The organism is Streptomyces panacea (genome assembly GCF_040560175.1).
In the GTDB taxonomy this organism is placed as follows: domain Bacteria; phylum Actinomycetota; class Actinomycetes; order Streptomycetales; family Streptomycetaceae; genus Streptomyces; species Streptomyces panacea.
In genome coordinates this window covers 15,276-39,472 of record NZ_JARJHW010000057.1, presented here as the reverse complement: position 1 = coordinate 39,472, position 24,197 = coordinate 15,276, and the positions used below count along the sequence as shown (strand labels likewise).

Genomic DNA, 24,197 nt, shown 5'->3' with positions numbered 1-24,197 from the left:
AGACCCCGCTCCCTGATCCAGCCTGATCCAAACGACAGACCCTAAACGGCCGACCAGAAGACCCTGCGAATATCTCCCATCGCCGTGCACACCCAACCAACAAACACAAGGACAGTGGAGAAATGTCAACACAGACAACAGAGCCCTGGACGAAAAAGAGCCACAGGACGGCAACCACAATGCGGAACATGGTGGCACTTGTCGCCGCCGTCACGCTGTCAGGGACGTTGGCCGGTCCCGCCGCGGCGGACGACTGCGACCAGCAGTGCATGATCGACCGCGCGCGGACGGCGGAGCAAGCCAATGCGCTGCCCAGAACGTCGTTCTACGACCTGCCGGCCAACCTGCCCCCGGCGCCGGCTGGGGCCCTTGTCCGGGCCGAGGAGACCAGTGGCCATCAACTCGATCCCGGCATGAACGCGACGCGCATCCTGTACCACTCACGAAGCACGAAGGGCCGGGACGTTGCCAGCTCAGGTGTGGTCCTGACCCCCGCGGGCGATCCGCCGCCCGCCGGCTGGCAGGTAGTTGCCTACGCGCACGGCGCGAGCGGAGTCGGGCGCACCTGCGCGCCATCACTGATGAAGGATCTCCAGTACGGAGAGCACCTGCTGTCCATCGTCCGAGCCGGCTATGCCGTGGTCGCCACCGACTACGCAGGTCTCGGAGCCGACGGCCGGCACGAGTTTCTCTCGAAGCGGGCCGCGGCCAACGACGTCGTCAACGCGCTGCCCGCCGCTCGCACAGCGGTGCGCGGACTCAGCGGCGAATGGGTCGCACTGGGCCATTCACAGGGAGGGCACGCGGCCTTGGCCGTCGGTGAGCTGATGACCGAACGCGAACGGCAGGGCACGCCCGATCACGGCTACCGGGGGCTCGCCGCCATCGCACCTGCCACCGACCTCACCAAGCTCTTCGCCCGAACGGCGCTGATGCCCGAAGCATCAGGCCTCGTACCGGTGATCGTCACCGGCGCGGCGGCAAGTCTGCCGGGACTCCGCCCGTCGCAGGTGCTGACCCCCGCGGCGACGGCACGTCTGCACACACTGAGGACTGACTGCATAAGCGTCATCCAGGCGAGCTACAGCGACCTGACCGGCAACGCGCTCATCCGCCACGGCGCCGGGCACAGAATCGAGCTGTACTTGAGGCGGAACACCCCGGGAACCCTCCCCATCTCCGGACCTGTCCTCCTTCAGCAAGGGAGCGCTGACGTACTCACAACACCACCGGACTCATCGGAGCTCGCGGCCGGGCTCTGCCGCAAGGGCACGATCGTTGAGTACCGCACCTACGAGGGCCTCGATCACAATGGCGTAGTCATGCCAGCACAGCCCGACACCCTTTCGTGGATCGGTGCCCGGTTTGCCGCGCATGCCGCCCCCAGTACGTGCTCTCAGTAGCTGCTAGATTGCGCCTTTCTCATCGAACGGGAGACAGCGTGCCGAGAGGACACGGGTCCGGCCCGGCGAACGGCCGACGACAACGGATCTTCTGTCGGCTTGGATCTTCCTCCCACAGCGACCAATCCACTTGATTGTGGGTACGGCGACTGGAAGCCGGCCAGGCGATTCATGCCGGCGTCGTCACACGCTCCGGACGCCCCGGGCCGGGCCACGAAGGTCGAGAGTCGGGGATATCCAGGACGGTCTCGGGCGCACCTTGGACGTAAAGCGTGCCGAGGATTTGTTCCGGGCGAGCTACGCAGCAGCGTGAACGGTTGCCGGGCATCTGGCCATATGCGTTTCGTGGTTGGTCTGTGCTCGGTCCGGGTGGTGCCTTTCGACGTACGGGCAGGTTGCGGCGGTGGACTGTCAATGGTGCGTGGGATCGCCGGGTTGGCGAACCGGCGATCCCACGCTACGTTGCCCCGTCTTGGCGTTGCCTCGTTATCTGTCGGCCCGCTCGTTACCCTGCGGGCAGTTCTTGCCGAGCGGCCGGGCCGGCGTGAGTCATGACGCCGGGGTGCTGGCGGTCAGCGTGCGCTCTGGTCACGACCAGGCCGTGCGGATGGTGGCCCGTGGTTTGTTTGCCGGGATTGTGAGTGGGGTGCCTCATCGGAGTTGTGCTGGTCCTGGGCGCCGGTGTCCAACTGTCCAGTGCGATGGGTGTTCTGCCTTCAGGCGTTCGTGACTTCCCGCACCGTCAGGATGCGGTCATCATCCTGTGTCGTCTGGGCGGTGGTCGGCGAGGACTGTCAGCAGGTTCTCGATCGAGGCGAGCCGGGCCCGCAATGCCTCGATGTCACCGCGGGTGGCGCCCTGTTGGGCGGTCTTGAGGGTGAGGAGTAGTTGTCCGTCCGGTTCGAGCCGGCCCTCGGCGATGTCGCTGATGCCGTCGCCGTTCTGCAGACGGACCGCGTGCTCGATCTCGGAGGGGCGCAGGGCCAGGTGCCGCAGAGCCCGTTGTTTCAGTTTGCCCTTGGCCACGATGACGGTGGCTGTTCCTTCGAGCAGCCTCGCGGCCCGTGGATCGCGAGCCAGCCAGCGGGTCACCGCGGCGTTGACGGCCACCAGTGTGACGGCTCCGACCGCTCCGCCGAGAAGGCTGTTGTCCGGGCCGATGAGCGCGTTCTGCACCACGTTCGACAGCAGGAAGATCACCACGACGTCGAAGGTGTTCACGCCCGCGAGACCGCGTTTCCCGGACAGGCGGAACAGAACCACCACCATGGCGTAGACCGCGACCGTGCGGATGATCTTCTCCACGATCGGGATCTGGACGGTGAGCATGTCGTGCCACACGGCAGGGAACTCCTCAAAGGACGTGAGTGCGGGACTCGTCTCTCGGCATCCCACGATGGCTCGTCAGTCATCATTCGTCTCAAGCGCTGCGGTGCTCGGCACACGCTGGCTGACACGCATACCCCAACGGCAGCGCGCCCCGAGTGGTAATGGCAGCGCTTCTCACGACCACTGCCGGTGTGGCCCTGCTTGTGGATTCGCCTGAGCCGTGAGCCGCCGGACGGGCCCCTGGCACGGTGACAGGGCCGGACCGGTGTCAGCCGCGGAATCGCAGGGGGTAACCGGTTCTTTGGGGAGATCGAAGAGCCAGCGGTGACCGGGGCCTGCGGCGCGGGCGTCGCCACGTGACCGCTGTACACAAGGAACTTGAGGCGAGCGACGTGACGACAGCAGCGTAGGCGGCGGTCACTGGGGCGGGGAAGATCAGGTTGCTGACCTCCGGGGTTCTCGTCGGCTCGCACAGCGGGGCCGCGACCTTGTGAGGCGGCCGGGGAACCCTGCGCCCTGTGTCACCCCTACCTGCTCTGGAGGTTCTTCGTTCCGCAGCCCCGAGGCCAATGGCGGCGGGCAGCGTGAAAGGACCGGCGAGTACCACAGTCCACCGGGGGGTCGCCATACCTGGGCCCCGCGTGCACGATGTCGCCGTACTCCTTACAACGTCGCCGCTTCAGCGTGCACGCGCTGCGCTCATTCCTACGGGCCCGTGCACTGTCTGACAAGTGATCAGCGCAGGGTTCACAGAGCCAGCGGTCGGAGGATTGCGGGGCTGTGGGGCGGGGCGGGCTCAGGTGTCGTCGTGGTTGAGGGTGCTGGCGATGCGTTCGGCGAGGGCGCGGCGTAGTTGGGGGGTCAGCCGTTCGGCGGTGAGGGATTCGTACAGCCACAGGCCGTCGGCGGCGAGGCGGGCGATGAACTGGTCGAGCGCGGCCGGGTCGTCGGCGTCGGTGGTGGTCAGGGGTGGGGCCCATCGTTCCATGACGGCGTCCCAGGGGGCCGCGTGTCCGGGAGTTGTGGATCCTTCGAGCATGAAGAGGAGCTCGGCCCGTGTGGCGCTCTGTGTGGTGACGCGGGTGTAGGCGGTGAGCCTCTCGGGTGGGGTTGCCTCGTGGGCCGGTTTTCCCGCCGCCGCGGCAATTTGCGCCTCCCATTGGTCGGCGAGGTGCTGGTGGATGGCCTGGACGAGGTCGTCGCGCGAGGCGAAGTGGTAGAGGAGTCCGCCCTTGGTCAAGCCGGCCTCGGCGGCGACGGAGTCGAAGGTGACGCTCTTGACGCCTTCGCGCTCCACGACGCGGGCGGCCGCTTCGAGGATCTGGGTTCGTTTGCTGGTCCGCATGGATGCTCCCGGGGCGGGGTGTCAGTGGTGTGTGGGGGTGGACAGGGCTGATCCGGGGCCGTGGCGGCGCAGGAGGAGGCCGGTCACGATCGTGCCGATGGCCATGACGGCGGTGACTACGATCATCACGGTGAGGTAGGCGCTGTCGAATGCGGTGGATGCGGCCGTGATCAGCGACGGGTTGTCGTCCCCTGCCAATGCGAGCGCGCTGTCGAGGCTGTCGCGCGCGGAGTCCGGGACTCCGGAGGGCAGGTCGATGGTCGCTGTGTAGACGGCGGTCAGCAGACTGCCGAGCAGCGCGACCGCGATGAGGCTGCCGAACTCGTAGGACACTTCCTCCACGGAGGAGGCCATGCCCGCGCGGCGGGCCGGGACGTTACCGATGATCGCGCTGGATGCCACGGACATGGCCGCTCCGAGGCCGGCGCCGGTGATGAGCAGCCCGGTGATGAGCAGTCCCATGCTGGTGTCGAAGTTCAGCAGGATCAGCACGGCGCCGACCGTGCTGAGGGCCAGACCACCCGCGACGATGGGCAGCAGGCCGACCCGGTGCAGGCTGGCGCCGCCGGCCATGGCCGTCGGCAGCGCCCCCAGGGCGACGGCGGCGACCAAGAGCCCGGCGCGCAGCGGGGTGAAGCCTTCCACGAGTTGGAACCGCTGTGTGGTGATCAGCTGGATACCGGCGATGGCGAACATGGAGAACCCGGCGGCCAGGATTCCGGCGAGGAAGGCCCGGTTGCGGAAGATCGCGAAGTCCAGCAGGGGATAGGGGAGGCCGCGCTGCCTCCGGGCGAAGGCCAACCCGCCGACAGTGGCCGCGAGGACGGCAGCGGCGATGAACAGGGGTGCGGGGTCGGTTTTCGCGGTTTCCTTGATCGCGATCACGAGGCCGACCAGGGCGACTAGCGCGAGGAGCGAGGAGGGCAGGTCCCAGCGCTTGGTGGGGTCAGCGTCGTTGGGCGGCGCGAGGACCAGCGTGGCGACCAGTGCCGCGATGACGAAGGGGACGTTGATCAGGAAGACCGACCCCCACCAGAAGCTTTGCAGCAGGAGCCCGCTGATGATGGGGCCCAGTGCGCTGCCCACGAGTGCCAGGGTGCCCCAGATGGCGATGGCCACGTTGCGCTCGCGCTCGTCCTCGAACGTGATGCGGATCAGGGCGAGCGTCGAGGGCATCATCGCCGCCGCGCCGACGGCCAGGAACGCCCGGGCCGCGATCAGGGTCTCCGGTGTCGGCGAGAACGCGGCAGCCAGCGAGGCGGCGCCGAAGACCGCCAGGCCGATCAGGAACATCCGCCGATGTCCCACCCGGTCCCCCAGCGTTCCGCTGCCCAGCAGCAGCCCGGCCATCACCACCGGATAGGCGTTGATGATCCACAAGCCCTCGGAACTGTTCGCACCGAGATCCTCCACCAGCGTCGGCAACGCCGCGTACAGGATCGAATTGTCCAGCGTGATCAGCAGGAGCCCTGCACTCACCACCGTCAGCAGCAGCCAACGCCGCCTTGCACTCAGAACCATCCCCGCGCAACCTCTCCCTCAGCACTGCCCTGCCCATAGCTCATAACTGTACCTTCCGGAAGGTACAGTTATGAGCATGCGATAGAGCAGGGGATGAGCTGCCCTTTTGTGGTCGACCGGTGCGGGGCATCCCGGACAGGGGCATGGAAAAGTTTGATGACCCAGCCAGGCGTACGCTCCCGCGCCGCGATCATCTTGAGTCGGCGTCAGCATGGCCTGGCTCATCACCCCCTCCTTCAATGGCGGCCTCCGCTGGCGCTCACACCGGTATCGGCGGTCTCTCTCTGTCGGGGCGAGCGGGCCCTGTGGCTGCGCCCTCGCACTTCCGGGCCAGGGCATCGTGAAATGGGCCAACCGGCCGATGCTCGGCGGGACCCGCACTCGTTCTTTGGAGTGGCGCAGCGGTTCGTACCTGGACGGGTCAGGCGACGGCGGATGTCTGCCCGCCGGGCTGCGGCGGCCGGGGGCGCGGATGTCGCCTCGGCGTACGCCTTCGACGATCGCCTTGTGCTGGCTCCTCGGGGCGGCTGAGGGGATGGTAAGGGGGCTGCCGGTGAGGGTGTGCCACTCCTCGGTGTCGGTGTACCAGGGGGTACCCGTTGGGCCGGGGCGGTGGCAAGGAGGGTGAGGGTCTCCGGTGATGGCGCCGACCTTGTCGGTCATCGCCTCTCCGGAGCCTGCGGTGACGTCGCTGGTGAACTGGGCCGGCTGCTCTGGGGCGTTCATGCGTATGTGCCGAGCATCTCGCTCAGCGCGTTCTTCTCCTCGTCGGTGACGCTGAGGTTGTAGACGTGCTTCGCGTGGGTCCAGGCCCGTGAGTACGGGGGCCAGTAGGACTTCAGCGGGGGCTTCCGCAGATCCGGCGTCTGGTCGCCCTTGGTTTGGTTCGAAGTGCGCAAGTTCGGACGCTCGGGCCGGGACAGTTGGTTGTCACCCGTCATCTCCCTTCGTCACGCGCATCCTGTCTGGCGGTTCTTGCGACCGGACTGGCGGTGTGTCGACCGCGCGGGCCCTGGCCGTGGCGCGTGTCCTGGGTGGTCATCCGCATGGCCGGACGATGGCGGCTGTGGTGTCAGCGGCGGCGAGGCTGGCGTAGCGGCGCTGGTCGGAGCGGGCGAACCCGGCTTGAGCAGGACCGCCGCGCCGGCTGTTCCGTTGCCGAGGTCAACTATCTCTCCATGCGCCTCTCGAAAATCTATGTTGGCCGGAGTAGACATTGGGTGGTGGTGTGGTTATGGTTTCTCTTGTAGCCCAGAGAGACAGCAGGGCCTGGCAGAGACGAACTGCCGGGCAGCGTGACTGCAGTTGTAGTTCGCAGGGCGGTGCGGTGGTGGAGTTCCGAAGCCAGGGTTGTTGCAGGACGGCGACGGGACTGGCGGCCGGACCGGGTGGCCCGCAGTGATCAGGGGCCGCCATGAGCAGGACCGCAGTTCGGTAAGCGCGGTTCGCAGTACTCGGCAGTGAAGAGCAGCACCTCGGTGAAGGCGTCGGCTGCGGACGCGCGCATCGGGAGGTTCGGCAGTGGGGTTCTAAGCCAGAGCAGACGCAGGACGGGCGACGGGGCTGGCTGCCGGAGAGTGGCGCTGTCACAGGCCACGGAGCAGTACGCAGGAGAGCAGTATCAGCAGTAGGTAAGTGAGTGATCCCAGAGGGAAGAAACGGAGGAGTTGAGCGCCATCAGGATCGCCCGGGCGGAAGTTTTGAGCCCGGGTACCGCAGGACATCGATAGTGAGGTGGTCTCCGGTCAAGCAACCGCGATCCCCGCATTCCCCGTCCTCTCCCGGACGGTCGTGCGGACACAGAGGGCCGGCGCAGTATCAGGGCCGGCAGATGGTGTAGCAGTTCCTTCGGGGCCCGGGTGCCGTACGGCACCCGGGCCCCTCCACGCGTTCCACAGAGAGGTGCAAATGACAGCAGACGACTCGTTCGGCCGTCTCGACGACGACGACTACCCCGCCTACACCATGGGCCGGGCCGCCGAAATGCTCGGCACCACCCAGGGCTTCCTCCGCGCCATCGGTGAAGCCCGCCTCATCACCCCGCTGCGCTCCGAGGGCGGCCACCGCCGCTACTCCCGCTACCAGTTGCGCATCGCCGCCCGCGCCCGGGAGCTCGTCGACCAGGGCACCCCCATCGAGGCCGCCTGCCGCATCGTCATCCTCGAAGACCAGCTCGAAGAAGCCCAGCGCATCAACGAACAGCTGCGCGGATCGAAGCGCGCACCCCACCGCAGAACGGGTTCCTGACAACTCGCGGCTCCGAGTCCCTGCACATCACGGAGGCCGGGCATCGCGGCCCGGACCGTCACCCCGCGAGCTGACCTGCCGTCCCCGCCCATCCTCGAGCCAAGGACCCTGGAGAACCCGACCCCGCGTCGGGCCGCCACCATGTCCACCGGCCGACCCAGCCTCGAACAACCCCGCTCAGTCACCCGGCAACCCCCAGCGGAAACGGCGAGGTTGGCGCCGGATGTCCAGGCCCTGCCACCCGGGGGCCGTACGATCTGTTCCCGCACCGCGCTGCCCGGCGGTCCCGATATACGTTCGGATCAGGCGGCTGCATAAGGTGTGTCCCGTGCCTGGCGAGACTGACCTGCGGAGACTTCTGATCGACATGCGGCCGGAGCTGAATCCGGGGCGCTACGTGTTCACCACTGTGGCCGGTGGCGTTCCCCCCGGGGTCTCCCCGGTCGTCACAGTGGCCGAACGCGAGGGCCTCACTCTGGTCCTGAGCCAGGAGGAGGCCGAGGCCGCGGGGCTGGGGTACGACTACGTGGCCGGCTGGCTGGTACTCCGGGTGCACTCCGCTCTGGACGCGGTGGGCCTGACCGCCGCCGTCGCCCACGAACTCGCCAGGGCCGGGGTCAGCTGCAATGTGGTGGCTGGGTTCCACCACGACCACCTCTTCGTGCCGTACGAGGTGGCGGACCGTGCCATGGCCCTGCTCGAAGGGCTCTCCCGCAGATCAGCGGCCGGCCGCGCGTACTAACATAAGTGGTTTGTCCGGGAGGGGCTTTCGGGGTGCTCGGGACGATAATCCGGGCCGTTTCCGGGTGCTCCGGGCGCGTACATTCCCTTCCTACCGTCGGGAGAGGACTGAACGAATGACAGCATCCGCGCACAACATCGGGACCATTGAGGTGGTGGGGGCGCGCACCAACAACCTCCGCGATGTCACCGTGAGCATTCCCAAGGGACAAGTGGTCGCCTTCACCGGGGTCAGCGGCAGCGGCAAGACCTCGTTAGCGATCGACACCATTCACAGCGAGGCACAACTCCGCTACCTGGAGGGGCTCTCGCCGTTCATCCGGCAGTACATCACTCAGCGCAACCGCCCCAAGGTGGACCGCGTCCTCGGACTCGGCGCGACCCTCGCCGTCGATCAGCGGCGGCTCAACCGCAACCCCCGGTCCACCGTCGCCACCATCACCGGCATCGACGGCCACCTCGGACTGCTGTACTCCCGGCTGCCCGGCATCGGCCCGGACGCGGTTCCCGGCGACGGCCACCTCACCACGGCCCACTTCGACCGGCACACTCCCGAGGGGAGCTGTTCCGACTGCCACGGCGTCGGTGGTCGCTGGCAGGCACGGGAAGAACTGATCATCACCCACCCGGAGTTGCCCCTCTTCGAAGGAGCCTCCCCCTGGTACGCGAAGTGGCGATCCGGAGAACACGCCTTCATTCCCGCCCTGGCCGAGAAGCGCGGCGTGGACCTCGCACGGCCCTGGCAGTCGCTGCCCGAGGCCTTCCGGCACAACGTGCTGCACGGCACGGGTGACGAGAAGATCGAGGCCACCGTCGACATGCCGAACAAGAACGAGACGTCCTCCTGGACGTACACCTCCAGCGAGCCGCTGCGCGGAGCGCTCGCCGAGGTGGAACGGGTCTTCGCGAACGCCGCGACGCCCAGCGCCAAAGAGCGCTACCTGCCGTACATGCGCAAGATGCCCTGCGCCACCTGCGGCGGCTCCGGCTACGACGACATCGCCAGGTCGGTACGGCTCGGCGGGCTCGCCTACCCCGAACTGCTGGAGGTCGATGTCCGCGAGGTACGCGCCTGGGGGGACAGGGTCACCGCCGACCTCGGCACCGGACAGCGCGCGGTGGGCGAGCCACTGCTCCAGGACCTGGCCCGCAGACTCCGGGTGCTGGACCGGCTGGGCCTGGCCCACATCCAACTGTCCCGCGGCGCGGCCACGCTGTCCGGCGGCGAACTCCAGCGAACCCGGCTCGCGGCCCAGCTCAGCACCGAACTCAGCGACATCATCTTCGTCCTGGACGAGCCAGGGACCGGCCTGCACCCGGCGGACAAGGCGCACCTGCTCGACATCGCGCTGGAACTGCGGGGGGCCGGTAACACCGTGCTGCTCGTCGAGCACGACCCGGAACTGATCGCCCGCGCCGACTGGGTGATCGACATGGGACCGGGCGCCGGGCGGCTCGGCGGCGAGGTGCTCGTCTCCGGCAGACCCTCGGACGTCGCCGCACACCCCCACTCACTGACCGGTCACTACCTCGCGGGGAAGGGGCCGCGACTGCGCCGTGCCCGCCGACCGGTCGGGGACCGCACCGACTGGGTGGAGTTGCACGGGCTGTCCGCGCACAACGTGACCGCGGACGTGGTCCGTTTCCCCGTGGGTCGGCTGACCTGCCTGACCGGGGTCAGCGGCAGCGGCAAGAGCAGCCTGCTCGGCGCGCTCGGTGCCGGGATGGAGGCGGCCCTGAACGGAACGGCGGCCGACACTGTCCGCCGGGTCACCGGAGGCGAGGGCTTCAGCTGGGTCGCCGTGGTCGACCAGGAGCCGATCGGCCGGACCCCCCGGTCCAACCCCGCCACGTACAGCAAGGCCTTCGACATCGTCCGCAAGCTGTTCGCGGAGACCGACGAGGCACGCAAGCGTGGCATCAAATCCTCCTGGTTCTCCTTCAACACGGCGAACGGCGGACGCTGCGAGACCTGCACCGGGTACGGCCGCAAGCTGGTGAACATGCACTTCCTCCCGGACGTGTGGGTGGTCTGCGACGCCTGCGAGGGCCGCCGCTACACGCAGGAGGCACTGGAGATCACCTACGAGGGGCTGACCATCGACGGGGTGCTGGAACTGACCGTCGCCGAAGCCGTGGAACGCCTCACGGAACAGAGGCAGTTGGCGGAGACGCTGGAGGCCCTGGACCGGGTCGGCCTCGGCTATCTGCAACTCGGCCAGAACGCCACGGAACTCTCCGGCGGCGAGGCGCAGCGTCTGAAGCTGGCCTCGGCGATCCAGCGTGGCGCGGCCGGCCGCAAGGCAGGACTGGTCGTACTCGACGAACCTGTCTCCGGCCTGCACCCCTCCGACATCCAGCGCATGGTGGCCGCCTTCGATCTGCTGCTGGACTCGGGCAACACCGTGGTCGTCGCCGAGCACGACATCCCCGTCGCCGCCTCCGCGGACTGGGTGATCGACCTGGGGCCGGGCGCGGGCCCGGACGGCGGGGCGGTGGTCGCGGCGGGCTCCCCGGAGGAGGTCGCCGGCGCCGACACCCCGACCGCAGGTTTCTTCCGCCGGTACGCGGCGGGACTGCCGCTGCTGGGGGAGTCCGGCGACCGATCAGGTAACTGACCTTCGACGGTGGGCAGTTGAAGCCCCGCGCCCGGCCGCGATCGCACGCGGTCAGGCGCGGGGCGAGGTCAGCTCCAGGACGGTGATGTCCGGCTCGGCGCCCAGCCGGACCGGCGGCCCCCAGAAGCCGGTGCCGCGGGTCACGTAGAGCAGGGTGTCGCCGTGCCGGCTCAGCCCGGCCACGTTCGGGTCGGCCAGGCCCATGAGGTGGGTGAAGGGCCACAGTTGGCCGCCGTGGGTGTGGCCGGACAACTGGAGGTCCACCCCGTACCGGGCGGCCTCGTCGACCTGCGCGGGCTGGTGGGCGAGGAGTACGACGGCCCGGTCCCGGTCGCGTCCGCCGAGCGCGGCCTCGTAGTCCGGGCCCTCGTCGTGCTCGGCGCCGCTCTCGTCGTCGACCCCGGCCAGGTCGAAGCCGGGCAGGGCGACCCGCTCGTTCCGCAGTGTGCGCAGCCCGAGCTCCCGGACGAACCGGACCCACTGGGCGGCGCCCGAGTAGAACTCGTGGTTGCCGGTGACGAAGAACGCGCCGTGGGTGGCCCGGAGGTCCGCGAGCGGTTCGGCGGCCCGTCCCTGGTCGGCCACGTCCGCGTCCTCCACCAGGTCGCCGACGAGAGCCACCAGGTCCGGTTCGGTGCCGTTGAGGAGGTCCACCAACTGCCTGGTGCGGTCCCGCCCCACCAGCACGTTCAGATGGATGTCGCTGATCAGGGCGATCCGGAAGCCGTGGGCTGCCGGGTCGAGCCGGGCGAGCGGAACGGTGATGTGCTTGATCCGGGGAGGGCCGAGCGCGGTGTACGCGCCGTACCCCACGGTGGCGGTGGCGGCGGCCCCGGAGGCCAGCGCGACGGCCCGGCCGACGAACAGCCGCCGTGAAGGATGGAGAGGGGCGGCGGACGCGGGCTCGGGGGAGTCCGTAGCGGAGGCAGGCTCGGGGGAGCCCGTACCGGACACGGAGTCCGTACCGGGCGTTGCGGGCACGGTAGCCGCGGCGGTCGCCCGCCGCCGTTCCACCCGCAGGAGGATCACGCGGAACACTTCACCGACCAGCAGCGCCAGGGCCAGATAGAGGATCCCCGCCATCCACACGAAGCCGGGCCAGCCGACCGCCGTGGCCAGCGGCGCGGGCAGCGCCCGCTCGCCGGGCGGCGCGGCCACCAGCAGCAGGCCCAGCAGGACGATCAGAGCGGTGCCGCCCCGGCGCCACGCGGAACCGGGAGTCGTGGTGTCGCGGACCATGCGCCGCCACACGTAGTAGTGGACGCCGGCCAGGACCGGCAGCACGAGCGCGACGAACAGCGCGGAGGACACCGGACCCCCCGATCAGCGGGCGATCGGGTGCGGCTCACCGCACCAGTGCCGCAGTGCCCTGGTCAGTCCCCGGCCGGGGTCGGCGCCCGCCCAGGCCACGTATCCGTCGGGCCGGATCAGCACATGCGCGGGCCACCTGGCGCCGAGGGGCTGGGCGAGTACACCCGTACGCAGCCGGGCCTCCCAGCCGGCGGCGGCGGGCGGGCAGCCGTCCGTGCCCGTCAGCACGAAACCGCCGCCCCTGAACAATTCGTACAACCGCTCCGGGCCGCCGGGAGCCGCCACGAGGGGCCGGTCGGGCACCCGCAGGCCCGTCCACCGGTCACGCCCAGCCGCCGGGTAGCGCAGGGTCAGCCCCGACAGGTGCAGTACGTTCAGCCGGTGGACCGGCTTGATCCGCATCGACCACATCGCGGCCTTCCGCAGCAGCCGGGCGGGGAGGCTGTCCGAGGTCTCGAAGCGGAAGGACAGGTCGGTCTTGCGGAGCGTCTCAGCCGCGATCGGGTAGCGCTCGGCCTCGTAGGTGTCGAGCAGGTCCTCCGGCGCCCACCCGTCGAGCACCGCCCGTAGTTTCCAGCCCAGGTTGAACGCGTCCTGGATACCGGTCTGAAGCCCTTGTCCGCCGGACGGGATGTGGGTGTGCGCGGCGTCCCCGGCGAGTAGCACCCGGCCGACCCGGTACCGCTTGGCGTGCCGCTGCGAGCTGCGGAATCGCGACAGCCACAGCGGGTCGGTGATGCCGATGTCCAGGCCCAGGATGGCTGCGCAGCTCTCGCTGAGATCCTCCAGGGTCAGCGGCTCGTCCGCGGGGACGGTGAACTTCTCCCGGTCCAGGACGATGACCCGGTACGTGCCGTCCCGGAACGGGAACAGGGCCGCCATGCCGCGCCGGTTGATCCTGGCGTACTCGGCCGGTCCCGGCGGACTGCTCAGCCGGGCGTCGGCCATCATCAGCGACTGGTCGTAGTTCCACCCGTCGAACCGCACTCCCAGGACCTCGCGGACGGTGCTGTTCACCCCGTCACAGCCGACGACGTACTGGGCCCGGACGGTGGTCGGACCCTCCGGGCCGGTCAGGTCGACCACGACCCCGTCGTCGTCCTGCGACAGCCCGGTCATCTCGGTACCGGGCAGCAGCACCGCGCCCGCCTTCTCAGCGGCTATCTGCAGCGCGTCCTCGGTCTTCGCCTGCGGGATGGACAGGCTGAACGGGAAGCCGGTGTCGAGCAGTCCGTAGTCCAGGTAGCCGTCTTCGTTGCCGAGCGGGGGGTGCGGGCACTCCAGGCCCCAGGCCAGGACGTCGTCGATCCGGCCCCGCATGTCGAGGAGTTCCAGGGTGCGGGGTTCGACCGTGCACGCCCGGGACAGCCGGGCGCGCCGGGTGCGTTTGTCCACCATCTGGCAGGAGATGCCGAACCCGGCCAGTTCAGCCGCGAGCGCGAGCCCGGCGGGCCCGCCGCCGACGATGAGCACCTGTGGGGACGGCGGCATCTGCAGACTCCTTCGGATCGGCTGGTCCCGCCGCACGGGGAGGGTGCGGGGCGCGCGCAGGGCCACGGCAAGGGCAAGGGCGGCCGGACGTCCGGTGCGGAGCCGCTCCCCGCCGGACGCCAGCCAGTTAAGGGGCGGTCCGTGGCGGACGCAACCACGGTGAGAACGAGGTGAGAGGCGCCGGAGAGCGGCGGTCCGCCGATGAGAGCGGTTCGAGCACCAGGTTGAGAACGGGGGGCCATAGCGTGGCGGCCGATCAGGTGGTGTCCATGCAGTCCAGCCCGCAGGGGGGCGTCAGGCCATGACCGCGCATCCGCCGGAACCACCTCGCGCACCGGCCGCCCCGGAACCACCGGCCGCCACGAAGCCACCGGCCGGCCCGGAGCCCGAGGACCTGGAATCCCTGCTGACCATCCGCCACTTCGAGAACCTGCTGCTGCGGATGTTCGCCGAGGGCAGACTCAACGGCACCACGCACACCTGTCTGGGGCAGGAGTACGTGCCGGTGGCACTGGCCCCGCTGCTGTCGGGCGACCACGTGCTCAGCAACCACCGCGGCCACGGCCACTACCTCGCCCTGTTCCGCGATCCCGCCGGACTGCTCGCGGAGATCATGGGCCGGGCCGGCGCGGTGTGTTCGGGCGTCGGGGGCAGCCAGCACATCCGCCGCCGGAACTACCTCTCCACCGGGGTGCAGGGCCAGAGCCTGCCGCTGGCTGTGGGCATCGGTCTGCGCTGCAAGCGCGTCAAGTCCGGCCGGATCGCCGCCGTGTTCGTCGGCGACGGCACCTGGGGCGAGGGAGCGGTGTACGAGGCGCTCAACATGGCCGCGCTGTGGCGGGTGCCGGTCCTGGTGGTCGTCGAACACAACGCGGTCGCCCAGTCCACCCCGACGCACCTCCAGATGGCCGGTTCGATCGCGGACCGGGCCGCCGCCTTCGGTATCGACTTCCTGGAGATAGCCGGCCATCAGGTGCCGGAGATCCGCGAACGGCTCGCCCCCGTGGTCCGCCGGGTCCGTGAGGAACACCGCCCGGCGGTCGTGCAGTTCACCACCCGCCGGCTGGGTCCGCACAGCAAGGGCGACGACACCCGCGCCCGGGCGGAGATGGACCGCCTCTGGGCGGAGGACTGGCACCGGGAGCTGATCGACCGGCTGGGCGAGCCGTTCCGGGAACTCGACGCGCGGATCCGCGCGGACCTGGAACAGCTGGCCCGGGAGGTGGAGGCACGGCCGCCCGCCGCGTGGACGGGGTCCGGTCTCCCGGACACGAGGATGGAGTAACCATGGCCGAACCGACCGAACCGACTGAACCGGGCGAATCGACCGAACTGACGGGCCTGGTGGCCGATGTGCTCCAGCTGGCCCCCGCCGAGGTGACCGACGACACCGGGCCCGCCACCTCGGCGGCCTGGACCAGCCTGCGGCACGTCCAGATCGTCGCCCGTGTCGAGCAGACCTACGGCGTGAAGCTCACCTCCCGTGAGGTACGCGGCTGCCGGACCGTCGGCGCCCTGCGCGGAGTCCTCGCCCAGAAGCGGGAGGCGCCGTGACCGCGCGCCCCGCGCCCCGGGTGGTGGAGGCACTCAACGGCGCCCTGCACCGGCTGTTCGACGAACGGCCCTCGCTGCACCTGCTCGGTGAGGACGTACTCGACCCGTACGGCGGCGCCTTCAAGGTGACCCGCGGCCTGTCCACCCGCCACCCGGACCGGGTGCTCGGCACCCCGATCAGCGAGGCGGGCATCACCGGCGTCGCGGGCGGTCTCGCCCTCGCGGGTGACCAGGCGGTCGTGGAGATGATGTTCGGCGACTTCGCCGCGCTCGCCTTCGACCAGGTGCTCAACCTGATCTCCAAGTCGGTGACCATGTACGGGGAACGGGTGCCGATGCCGGTCGTGGTGCGCTGCCCGGTGGGCGGCAACCGCGGGTACGGCCCCACCCACAGCCAGAGCGTGCAGAAACACTTCCTCGGCATTCCCAACCTGGCGCTGTACGAGACGAGTCCGTTCCACGACCCGTACGCGCAGCTGTCCGAGGGCCTCGACCACGGGCCCGCGATGCTCTTCGAGGACAAGGTTCTCTACACCCGGCGGGTGTTCCGCGACGGGGTGGTGGACGAGCACCACAGGTACACGCTGCTCGGCGGGCCGACCGGCTGGGCGCACGTCACCCCCGTGGACGCGGCCCCCGCCGACGTGGTGCTGATGTGCCCCGGCGGGACCGCGCACCGGGCCCTGGAGGCCGCCCGGCTGCTACGGCGCCAGGGGCTGACCACGCACGTACTGGTCCCGGCCCGGCTCTACCCGCCCGATCTGGAACCGGTGCTGCCGTTGCTGGCGGGCGCCCGGCTCGTCGCGGTGGCGGAGGAGAGCACCGCGGGCGGCACCTGGGGCGCCGAGATGGCCGCGCAGGTGCACGGGAGGATCTGGGCGGAACTGCGTGCGCCCGTACTGCCGTTGTCGTCGGCCGATTCGGTGGTGCCGACCGCCCCGCACCTGGAGGCGGGGGTGCTGCTGGGGGCCGAGCGGATCGCCGAGGAGATCGAGGCGGCCGCGGCCCGCTCCCTGCCGCCCCGCGCGCCGGCCGCGCCCGCGCAGGCCGCAGGGCCCCTGGCCACTACCGTCCCGACGGGACCCGCACCGGGCGTCACCGAGCCGGAGGGCGTCGAGCCCGTGGCCGGGGTGCCGGTCGGTGTGCCCAAGCTCAACAACAACGACACCACCTATCTGGTGCTCCAATGGCTCGTCGAGGATGGCGCACGGGTCGCCGAGGGCGATCCGCTGGTCGAGGTGGAGACCTCCAAGGCGGTCGAGGAGATCGTCGCCCCGGCCGCCGGGCACCTGCGGGTGCGCGCCGCCGAGGGCACCGAGATCGGTGTCGGGAAGCTCCTCGCCGAGCTGTTCGCCGAACTGCCCACGGCCCCGCCCGACACTTCGTCAGCCGCCGCGCCGGGGGCCCCGATAGCTGCCGCGCCCGTACCCCCTCCGGCCGCCGGACCAGGACCCGCACCCCGTACCCATGTGCTCGACCGGGCACAACAGGGCACCGCCGCCGTGGTCACCCGTGCGCACCAGGAGGTGCCCGCCGCCTTCGCCGCGGTCGAGGTCGCGGTGGACGCGGTGCTGGCCCGGCTGCGGACGCTGTCCGACGAGACCGGTGCCGAGGTCGGGCTGCCGGAGGCGGTGGTGAAGGCCGTGGCCGCCACGCACCCCGCGTTTCCGCATCTGTTCGGTGCCCTGCTGGACGAACGGACCGTACGACTGGCCGACACCGTGGACATCGGAGTCACAGTGGACGCCGGGAACGGCCTCTACACCCCCGTGCTGCGGGACTGCGCCGCCCGTTCCCTCGCCGATCTCTCCGACGACCTCATGGAGTTCCGGATGAAGGCGTTCCGCGGTGAGTTCACTGCGGGCGACCTGTCCGGCGGCTCCCTGACCGTGTCCCTGAACGTGGAGCCCGGCGTGCTGATCGTCCAACCGATCGTCATGTGGCCGCAGTTGTCCATGGTCTCGGTCGGCGGCCCGCTCACCCGCCTCGTCCTCGCCGATGGGGTGCCCGCCCCCGCCACCGTGGTCACCCTCGGTCTCGCCTACGACCACCGGGTGGTCAACGGGCGGGAAGCGGTCGCGTTCCTGCGCGTCGTCGCGGACGCCCTCCACGACCCGGAACAGCTCGTCAAACTCATCGACTGACCGTGAGGAGTTCCAGTGGCGTACGGGTTGACCGCCTTCGGTGTGGCCCTGGGCGAAGAGACCGCCGTCAAGGACGTGGTGGCCGAGTACACCGAGGACGTCGAGCGCGTCCTCGGATACGGCTACGAGTGCATCCACCGGGCCCCGCCCGACGTGAGCGTCACCGATCTCGCCGTCGAAGCGGGCCGGCGGGCCCTGGAGTCGGTGAACCCGCACGAGGTGGACCTGCTCGTACTCGCCCTGACCGACCTCGCCGACCACCTGTACTGGGACGCGGCGGCCCGGGTCCAGTGGGCTCTTGGGCTGAGCCGCGCCGAGGCGGTGCTCGTCGACCAGGGCTGCGTGGGCGGAGTCACCGCGTTCGATACCGTTGCGGGCCGGTTCGCCACCCATCCCGGCTACGGTACGGCGCTGGTCATCGGCGCCAATCGGACCGTCGAGGCGTACTGGAACAGGCTGGACACCCACTCGCTGCTCTTCTCGGACGGGGCCGCCGCGGCCGTCGCCGTACGCGACGCGTCCACGTTGCGCTGGCGGTCCTCCTACGCGGAGACGGACGGCCGGTACGCCGACTTCTTCCGGATGGACGTCGGCGGCGCGCGGCAGCCCTTCGTGCCCGGCACCGAGACGCCCGCCGTACGGGACGCCTGGGACGTGGTCGACCAGTTCGACCACGACGCCGAGCGGCTGGCCGCCTACGCCGAGGAGATCGACGAGCGCACCGCCCGCGCCGTGCACCGGGCCTGCCGTCAGGCCGACTGCGCCGAGGAGGGCCTGGCCCGGCTGCTCCTGCTCAACGACAACGCCCGGGTGCTGGCGGCGCAGGCCGAACTGGTCGGGGTGCCCCTTGAGCGGACCAACGCCCGACTGGCGGCCCTGCACGGGCACTTCGGCGCCGCCGACCACCTGTTCTCCCTGACCCGGATGGAGGAGGCCGGGGAGCTGGCGCCCGGGGACCTCGTGGCCCTCGCGGCCAACGGCCGGGGCATGCACTGGGCGTGCACGATCCTTCAGTGCTGATCGCGCCGGCAGCCCCTACCTCAGCGGTCCAGGGAGTCCCCTCCCGCCACCGAACAGATCGGAGTAAACGATATGAGTCGTCACCCCGCCCGGCGCGCCCTGATGGCCGCCGCGCTGGTCTGCGCCGGCCTGGGGCTGGTGTCCTGCTCGACCGATCCCGACACGGCCGTGCAGTCCTCCGACTCCGCCGACACCCCCACCTGCAAGCTGCTCCGGCCGGTGTCCGTCGAGTTCGACCTCGGGCAGCCCGCGGTGAGCCAGATGTCCGAGGACGGCTGCACCGCCCACAGCCACGAGTTCGGCACCCTCACCGTGACCCCGCGGGACCGGCCGCTCGAAGCGGCGGCCACCGGGCAGGGCAAACGGAGCACGATGCGGTTCGGCGACCACGACGCCGTGATGCTGATGGGTTCCCTGAACGGCGTCTGCAAGATCTTCCTGGACACGGGGGAGAAGAACAGCCTGGAACTGCGGCTCGGCCGGACCACGGCGATGACCCCGCAGGTGTGCGACTCACTGAAGGAGGCGGCGGCGAAGGTCGCGTCCGAGCTCCCCGCCTCGGCCTCCGCGTCCGGCTGACCCGCCCGGATCCGTCCGGGCCGCGCCGTCGACGTCCCGTCGGGGCCGCGACGGCCGGCGCGGCCCCGACGGGAGTACGCCAGGTACGAGCACGACCCCCGCCACGCGCCGTCAGGACACGACGTGTGCCGGAGCCGCCCGCCGTCCGGGCTCCGGCACACAGGCGTGCGCGGACAGGTGCGTTGCCTCTCCCGCGCGGGCGGGACGTCACGCATCCACACACCTGAGGGCTTCGTCCCTCACCGCAGCGTGCGCGTGGTCGCGACCAGGGTCGCCTCCCCGAGGGAAGCGACCCCGAGGGCGGGCGCCCGGGTACCGTTCGCCCCATCGGCCGCCGGCCCCGGCAGCCCCGGAGTGCGGTCGATGACCCGGACCGTCGCCGGTCCCGCCGCCAGCTCCAGTTCCAGCTCCGCGCCACGCTCGGGCACCTGGCGTACCCACAGTTCCCAAGCCGCGTCCCCGGCCGGGTCGTCCGCGAACTCTCCGGGCACCCCGGACACGGACCAGCCGCGGACGGCCGCCCCGCTGACGAGGATCACCAGCTCCCGGGCGCCGCGCTCGGAGACCACCGTCAGTCGGACCCGCCGACCCCCGGACTCCGAGCCGCCGACCACCTTGGTGGTGATCCGGGGCCCGGGCAACAAGAACGCCTCGGCCGGGCCCCGTCGTACCGGCACCCGCCAGCCCGGCCACAGGTCGGTCACGGAACCGGACTCCGCGTCCGCCGGCAGAAAACGGTCGCTCCAGGCGTCCGAGGGGGCCCCGCTGAGCCAGTGGGCCGTGCGCCGGTCGGCGTCCAACAGATATGTGAGGTCGGCCCGTAGGTGGTGCGCGCGCTCCGGAGGCAGCAGGGCGGTGCCCGCCAGCACCGCCGCGGCCACCACGGCGGCGGTCACCGGCAGCAGCCGCGGCAGGATCGGCAGCACCCCCGGCAGCAGGGCCGTGAGCAGCGCCGCCACGGCCACCGGCACGGCGACCAGGCCGAGACCCAGGGCGTCGGTGAGCAGCGGCAGCAGCGGCAACACCAGCAGGGCGAGCGGGACGGTGCACAGCGCGGCGGCCAGTACCTGTCCCCGTACGGTCGTCCCGGCTCGGGAGGTGAGCACGGTGGCGGCGGCGAGCAGACCCAGCGTGGGCCAGATGAACACGTGGCTGCCGCCGGGCAGCGCCACCGCGCTCGCGCAGGACAGCAGAATCCACAGCAGCGCCGCGCCCGCCACCTGCGCCCCGGGACCGGCCCACCGCCGGGCGAGCAGGGCCGACGTGCTGCCGACGGCCAGGGTGAGCACCAGGAACCCGGCGAGGGCCGGACCGTGCCCGCCGATGTCGTGGTAATGAGCGAACTCGGGGTGCCCGGACGCCGTCAGCGGGGCCAGGGCGAGCGCGGCCCCGGCGGCGAGCAGCAGCTGACCGAGGGCGACGAGGAACCCCCGGCAGGTGCCGCCCACCGTGAGCATGCCCCGCGCGCGCAGCCGCCGCAGCAGCACCAGGCCGAGCCCGGCCACCGCCAGCGCGACGGGCAGGGCCGCGCCTACCGGATAGGAAACGAACCATCCGGCGGCCTGGAAGTACACGGAGTCCCCGGCCGGGGTACGCGCCAGGTCGGCGGAGCCGAGTGCGCGGGCCAGGCCGAGGGCCTGCCCGCCTTGGTGCTGGACGGTGGCCGGGTCAACCTGGTCCGGGGTGTCGGTGGCCCCGTGGTAATGGGTGTAGCCGTCCAGGTAGGCCAGGTTCAGCCCCTGGTGCCCGGCCTCCTGGAACACCGTGAAGTCGGTGAGGTTGGGCATGTAGCCGTACGCGGCGTCGAGCAGCGAATCGGTCCGCGCGCCAGATACCTTTCCGGCGAGGGTCTTTACCAGCCAGGCGGTGTCCGGCCCCGTTTCGAACATCAGGCTCGGCCCGCGGCTGCCCCGGGCCTCGAAGTTCAGGACCACCGCGTCGGGCGGCAGCACGCCGGGGGCGTTCACCAGGGCCTGCGCGCCGAGGAGGCCGCTCTCCTCGGCGTCGGTGAACACGAACAGGACATCATTGCGCGGGGGCGGTCCGGTACGGAGCGCGCGGGCCGTCTCCAGCAGCACCGACACCGGGACCCCGGCGTCGTTGGCGCCGGGTCCGGCCTCGGTGGAGTCGTAGTGGGTGACCAGCGCCACGGGCCGGGTGCTCGCGGTGCCGGGGATGCGGGCGACCACGTTCTCCAGCCGCAGACCGGCGTACCGGGAGTCGGCGCCGGTGGGGGAGAGGTCCGGCCGGTGGGCGGCCTCCGCCCCTGTGTGCACCCGGGTGTCGATGTCTAGCGCGGTGAGGGTACGGACGAGGTAGTCGCGGGCCCGCGCATGCGCGGGGGAGCCACTGGGCCGTGGGGCGGAGGCGATCTCCCGGACGTGGGCGATGGCGCGGGCCGCCGAGAAGGTGTCGGCGGGGGCGTCCGGGCCGCGGGCGGCGGGCATCCGGCCGTCCCAGAGCACCAGGGACAGACAGAGCGCGGCGAAGGTGGCGACGGCCGCCGGGAACACCCAGCGGGCCCCGGCGGTACGGCCCCCTCCCGGCCGCCCGCCACCGGGCTCGTACCGGTCGGTGTCGTGGTCCCCGGGGCTGTCGCGAGCCTGCCCGTCGGGGCGGGGATCCTTCGGGCCGACAAGGTCAGGAGCGGGCCGGTCCCGGCTCTTGGGTGGGGTGCCGCCCGCGCGCGTTTCATAACGCCTGAGTGCCATGGACCGTGGGCTCCTCGCTCGGCCGGTATCCGCCGGGCACCCCGTTGGTGCCCTCGCGCCCGCACAGGGCGAGCTCGATGCGGTCGATCACGTCCTGCTCGGCCACCGAGCCGAGTTCCGCCGCGGCGCGCTGCCGGGCGTGGTCGCGGACCAGCGGGTTGAACGCGTAGGTGGGGCCGCCCGGTACCTCGCCCGGGGCGACCGCCAGCAGGTGCAGGTTGACCAGGGTGTCCAGCAACCGCTGGGTGTCCTCGCCGGGCCGGTCGGAGACGGCGGAGGCCATCCACTCGGGGACGTACTCCAGGTCGCACAGGCTGAGCCGGAGCCACAACCGGTACCCGGCCGGGGGCAGTTGGTCGAGGGATGACGCGAGCCGCGCTCCCATGTCCAGGCAGCCGATGGAGAGTTCGTCGATACGACTCTGCTGGGTTGCCAGGCGGTCGGTGAAGCTGCGCAGGGTGCAGCGCGGGCGGGCCCGCAGCCGCGCTCCGGCGGCCCGGACAGCCAGCGGCAGGTGTCCACAGAGCCTGGCGATCCGCCTGGCGCTGTCGACCTCGGCGAAGACCCGTTCCACGCCCACCAGGGAGGCGAGCAGGTCCAGGGCCTCGTCGGTGGGCAGCCCGTCGACGCGGTACTCGCTCACGCCGGGGATCTTCAGCAGGCTGGCCCGGCCCGTGCAGAGGACCGCGCTCTCGCCGCTGGGCAGCAGGGTCTCGTACCGGGTGGACTCGGCCACGTCGTCCAGCATGATGAGCAGCCGTTTGGCGGCGGTGACGCTGCGGAACAGCGCGGCGCGGGCGGCGAGGCCCGCCGGGATGCGCTGTTCTGGCACCCCGAGCGCGTCGAGGAACCCGTGCAGCACCTCCTGCGTGGGTGCCGGGTCGGTCTGCCCGCGCAGGTCGGCGTAGAGCTGGCCGTCCGGGAAGTGCTGTTGCAGGCTGTGGCCGGCATGGATGGCGAGCGCGGTCTTGCCGGTGCCGCCGCATCCTGCCAGCGCCACCACGCGCGGCCCGCCGTCCGCGCGCAGGTCCGAGGTGATGCGGTGGAGCAGGTCGCGCCGGCCGGTGAAGTCCTTGACCTGTGCCGGTAACTGGGCCGGCACCTTGGCGGGCGGCCAGGGCTGGTACGACACGGCGGGCGGTGGTGCGATCGGCTCACCGGACAGGATCTTCTGGTGCAGTTTCTGGAGCCCGGCGCCCGGCTCCAGGCCGAGATTGTTGATCTGGGTGAGGCGGTTGTTGCGGTAGACGGTGAGCGCCTCCGCCCGGCGCTGGGACAGGTGCAGCGCGGTCATCAGCTGGGCGCACAGCCGCTCGCGCATGGGGTACTCGGCGACCAGCGGCTTGAGTTCGCTGATGAGTTCGGCGTGCCGGCCGAGGGTCAGGCCCACGTCGAGCCACTCCTCCAGGACCGAGAAGCGGCGTTCCTCCCAGTGCGCGGCCACCGCGTAGGTGAGCGGTCCCGAGAGGTCGGCGAGCGGCTGCCCGCGGAAGAGGGCCAGGGCGCTCCGGTATTCGGCGGTGGCCTGCTCCAGTTCGCCGACGGCCACCAGGTCCCGAGCTCGGCGTACAGCCTTCTCGAACGCGTGGGCGTCGAGGTCCTCGTCGCCGAGCCGGATCCGGTAGCCGCCCTGCTCGGTCTCGATGAGGTCGACCGGCGCACCGGCCGCGGCGAAGGCGTTCCTCAGGCGCCAGACGCAGGTCTGGATCTGCTTGTCCGCGGTGGCCGGCGGAGCGGAGCGCCACACGGCGTCGATGAGTGAATTGACCGCAACGATTCGGTTCGTATGGAGTAACAGGGCCGCCAGTACGGTCAGCTGGCGATTCCTTCCCACGCGAATTGGCTTGCCCTTAATGATTACCTGTAATGGCCCCAGGATGCGAAAGAAGATGTCACGACCATTGTCGTCCAGTCCTTCTTGGGAGTGACCTGTATTGAGAGATGAATATCCGTTGTTGATCGGCAAGATCATCCTCCGGGCGCCGAAGCAATTTGCAGGCCAGCAGGGAATGCTAGGAGAGCTCAGGTGTCATGTCCATACCCAAGTCTGCGGGCGGCCATGGGATTTGGTTCGGAAGGACTTTTCCAGTGCAAGGGTTCCTTGCACTGTGCACAATGCGGACTGGCTTGAACGGGGGCGGTTCCTCGAAGATGGTTATCGGCGGGGCGCCGATCGCCCGGCA

The 24,197-nt window shown here is 70.7% G+C and carries 17 protein-coding genes; 9 read left to right on the top strand and 8 right to left on the bottom strand.

The window, feature by feature from the left end:
- The first annotated feature begins 188 nt into the window (after positions 1–188).
- On the top strand, positions 189–1,403 hold the full coding sequence (locus tag P3L51_RS16170) for a lipase family protein (protein ID WP_354605919.1): 1,215 nt from the start codon (positions 189–191) through the stop codon (positions 1,401–1,403).
- 756 nt (positions 1,404–2,159) lie between these two features.
- Here P3L51_RS16170 and P3L51_RS16165 read toward each other — a convergent pair.
- From P3L51_RS16165 to P3L51_RS16150, 4 genes are all read right to left on the bottom strand, one after another.
- Positions 2,160–2,744, bottom strand: a complete 585-nt coding sequence (locus P3L51_RS16165; protein ID WP_354605918.1) for a DUF421 domain-containing protein — start codon at positions 2,742–2,744, stop codon at positions 2,160–2,162.
- A 784-nt stretch (positions 2,745–3,528) separates the two neighbouring features.
- Positions 3,529–4,077, bottom strand: coding sequence for a TetR/AcrR family transcriptional regulator (locus tag P3L51_RS16160; RefSeq protein ID WP_354605917.1), 549 nt, complete (start codon positions 4,075–4,077; stop codon positions 3,529–3,531).
- A 21-nt stretch (positions 4,078–4,098) separates the two neighbouring features.
- On the bottom strand, positions 4,099–5,598 hold the full coding sequence (locus P3L51_RS16155) for an MFS transporter (RefSeq protein WP_354605916.1): 1,500 nt from the start codon (positions 5,596–5,598) through the stop codon (positions 4,099–4,101).
- Positions 5,599–6,320: 722 nt separating this feature from the next.
- Positions 6,321–6,497 (bottom strand): hypothetical protein, encoded by a 177-nt coding sequence (locus tag P3L51_RS16150; protein ID WP_354605915.1) that lies wholly within the window; start codon positions 6,495–6,497, stop codon positions 6,321–6,323.
- A 1,009-nt stretch (positions 6,498–7,506) separates the two neighbouring features.
- Between P3L51_RS16150 and P3L51_RS16145 the strand changes: the two genes are divergently transcribed.
- The 3 genes from P3L51_RS16145 to P3L51_RS16135 all read left to right on the top strand — a co-directional run bounded on the left by P3L51_RS16145 (position 7,507) and on the right by P3L51_RS16135 (position 11,204).
- On the top strand, positions 7,507–7,845 hold the full coding sequence (locus P3L51_RS16145; RefSeq protein ID WP_354605914.1) for a MerR family transcriptional regulator: 339 nt from the start codon (positions 7,507–7,509) through the stop codon (positions 7,843–7,845).
- 328 nt (positions 7,846–8,173) lie between these two features.
- Complete coding sequence (locus P3L51_RS16140; protein ID WP_354605913.1) at positions 8,174–8,587, top strand: ACT domain-containing protein; 414 nt, start codon at positions 8,174–8,176, stop codon at positions 8,585–8,587.
- A 115-nt stretch (positions 8,588–8,702) separates the two neighbouring features.
- Entirely contained in the window at positions 8,703–11,204 is a 2,502-nt protein-coding gene (locus tag P3L51_RS16135) for an excinuclease ABC subunit UvrA (RefSeq protein ID WP_354605912.1), read from the top strand.
- Between the two features lie 51 nt (positions 11,205–11,255).
- On the opposite strand, the gene P3L51_RS16130 is transcribed toward P3L51_RS16135, so the two are convergent.
- Together P3L51_RS16130 and P3L51_RS16125 are read right to left on the bottom strand one after the other, a co-directional pair.
- Positions 11,256–12,515, bottom strand: coding sequence for a metallophosphoesterase (locus P3L51_RS16130; protein WP_354605911.1), 1,260 nt, complete (start codon positions 12,513–12,515; stop codon positions 11,256–11,258).
- Between the two features lie 12 nt (positions 12,516–12,527).
- Positions 12,528–14,006, bottom strand: coding sequence for an FAD-dependent monooxygenase (locus P3L51_RS16125; protein ID WP_354605910.1), 1,479 nt, complete (start codon positions 14,004–14,006; stop codon positions 12,528–12,530).
- Positions 14,007–14,307: 301 nt separating this feature from the next.
- On the opposite strand from P3L51_RS16125, the gene P3L51_RS16120 reads away from it, so the two are divergent.
- The 5 genes from P3L51_RS16120 (at position 14,308) to P3L51_RS16100 (ending at position 19,303) form a co-directional block, all read left to right on the top strand.
- Positions 14,308–15,291, top strand: a complete 984-nt coding sequence (locus tag P3L51_RS16120) for a thiamine pyrophosphate-dependent dehydrogenase E1 component subunit alpha (protein ID WP_354605909.1) — start codon at positions 14,308–14,310, stop codon at positions 15,289–15,291.
- A 2-nt stretch (positions 15,292–15,293) separates the two neighbouring features.
- Positions 15,294–15,560, top strand: coding sequence for an acyl carrier protein (locus tag P3L51_RS16115; protein ID WP_354605908.1), 267 nt, complete (start codon positions 15,294–15,296; stop codon positions 15,558–15,560).
- Positions 15,557–17,704, top strand: coding sequence for a 2-oxo acid dehydrogenase subunit E2 (locus tag P3L51_RS16110; protein ID WP_354605907.1), 2,148 nt, complete (start codon positions 15,557–15,559; stop codon positions 17,702–17,704). Before P3L51_RS16115 ends, P3L51_RS16110 begins: the two co-directional genes overlap by 4 nt.
- 15 nt (positions 17,705–17,719) lie before the next feature.
- Entirely contained in the window at positions 17,720–18,724 is a 1,005-nt protein-coding gene (locus P3L51_RS16105; RefSeq protein WP_354605906.1) for a 3-oxoacyl-ACP synthase III family protein, read from the top strand.
- 72 nt (positions 18,725–18,796) lie between these two features.
- On the top strand, positions 18,797–19,303 hold the full coding sequence (locus P3L51_RS16100) for a hypothetical protein (RefSeq protein WP_354605905.1): 507 nt from the start codon (positions 18,797–18,799) through the stop codon (positions 19,301–19,303).
- Positions 19,304–19,542: 239 nt separating this feature from the next.
- Here the strand turns inward: P3L51_RS16100 and P3L51_RS16095 are convergent, their stop codons facing one another.
- Both P3L51_RS16095 and P3L51_RS16090 read right to left on the bottom strand, forming a co-directional pair.
- Positions 19,543–22,014, bottom strand: a complete 2,472-nt coding sequence (locus P3L51_RS16095) for a M28 family peptidase (RefSeq protein WP_354605904.1) — start codon at positions 22,012–22,014, stop codon at positions 19,543–19,545.
- Positions 21,995–23,986, bottom strand: a complete 1,992-nt coding sequence (locus P3L51_RS16090; RefSeq protein WP_435594458.1) for an AfsR/SARP family transcriptional regulator — start codon at positions 23,984–23,986, stop codon at positions 21,995–21,997. The genes P3L51_RS16095 and P3L51_RS16090 overlap by 20 nt, the downstream gene beginning before the upstream one ends.
- Positions 23,987–24,197: the final 211 nt, after the last annotated feature.

Coding starts and splice junctions, on each gene's coding strand:
- P3L51_RS16125 (WP_354605910.1), bottom strand. CDS start 14,006: ATGCCGCCGTCCCCACAGGTGCTCATCGTCGGCGGCGGGCCCGCCGGG.
- P3L51_RS16155 (WP_354605916.1), bottom strand. CDS start 5,598: ATGGTTCTGAGTGCAAGGCGGCGTTGGCTGCTGCTGACGGTGGTGAGT.
- P3L51_RS16120 (WP_354605909.1), top strand. CDS start 14,308: ATGACCGCGCATCCGCCGGAACCACCTCGCGCACCGGCCGCCCCGGAA.
- P3L51_RS16100 (WP_354605905.1), top strand. CDS start 18,797: ATGAGTCGTCACCCCGCCCGGCGCGCCCTGATGGCCGCCGCGCTGGTC.
- P3L51_RS16170 (WP_354605919.1), top strand. CDS start 189: ATGGTGGCACTTGTCGCCGCCGTCACGCTGTCAGGGACGTTGGCCGGT.
- P3L51_RS16135 (WP_354605912.1), top strand. CDS start 8,703: ATGACAGCATCCGCGCACAACATCGGGACCATTGAGGTGGTGGGGGCG.
- P3L51_RS16090 (WP_435594458.1), bottom strand. CDS start 23,986: ATGATCTTGCCGATCAACAACGGATATTCATCTCTCAATACAGGTCAC.
- P3L51_RS16115 (WP_354605908.1), top strand. CDS start 15,294: ATGGCCGAACCGACCGAACCGACTGAACCGGGCGAATCGACCGAACTG.
- P3L51_RS16095 (WP_354605904.1), bottom strand. CDS start 22,014: ATGGCACTCAGGCGTTATGAAACGCGCGCGGGCGGCACCCCACCCAAG.
- P3L51_RS16160 (WP_354605917.1), bottom strand. CDS start 4,077: ATGCGGACCAGCAAACGAACCCAGATCCTCGAAGCGGCCGCCCGCGTC.
- P3L51_RS16145 (WP_354605914.1), top strand. CDS start 7,507: ATGACAGCAGACGACTCGTTCGGCCGTCTCGACGACGACGACTACCCC.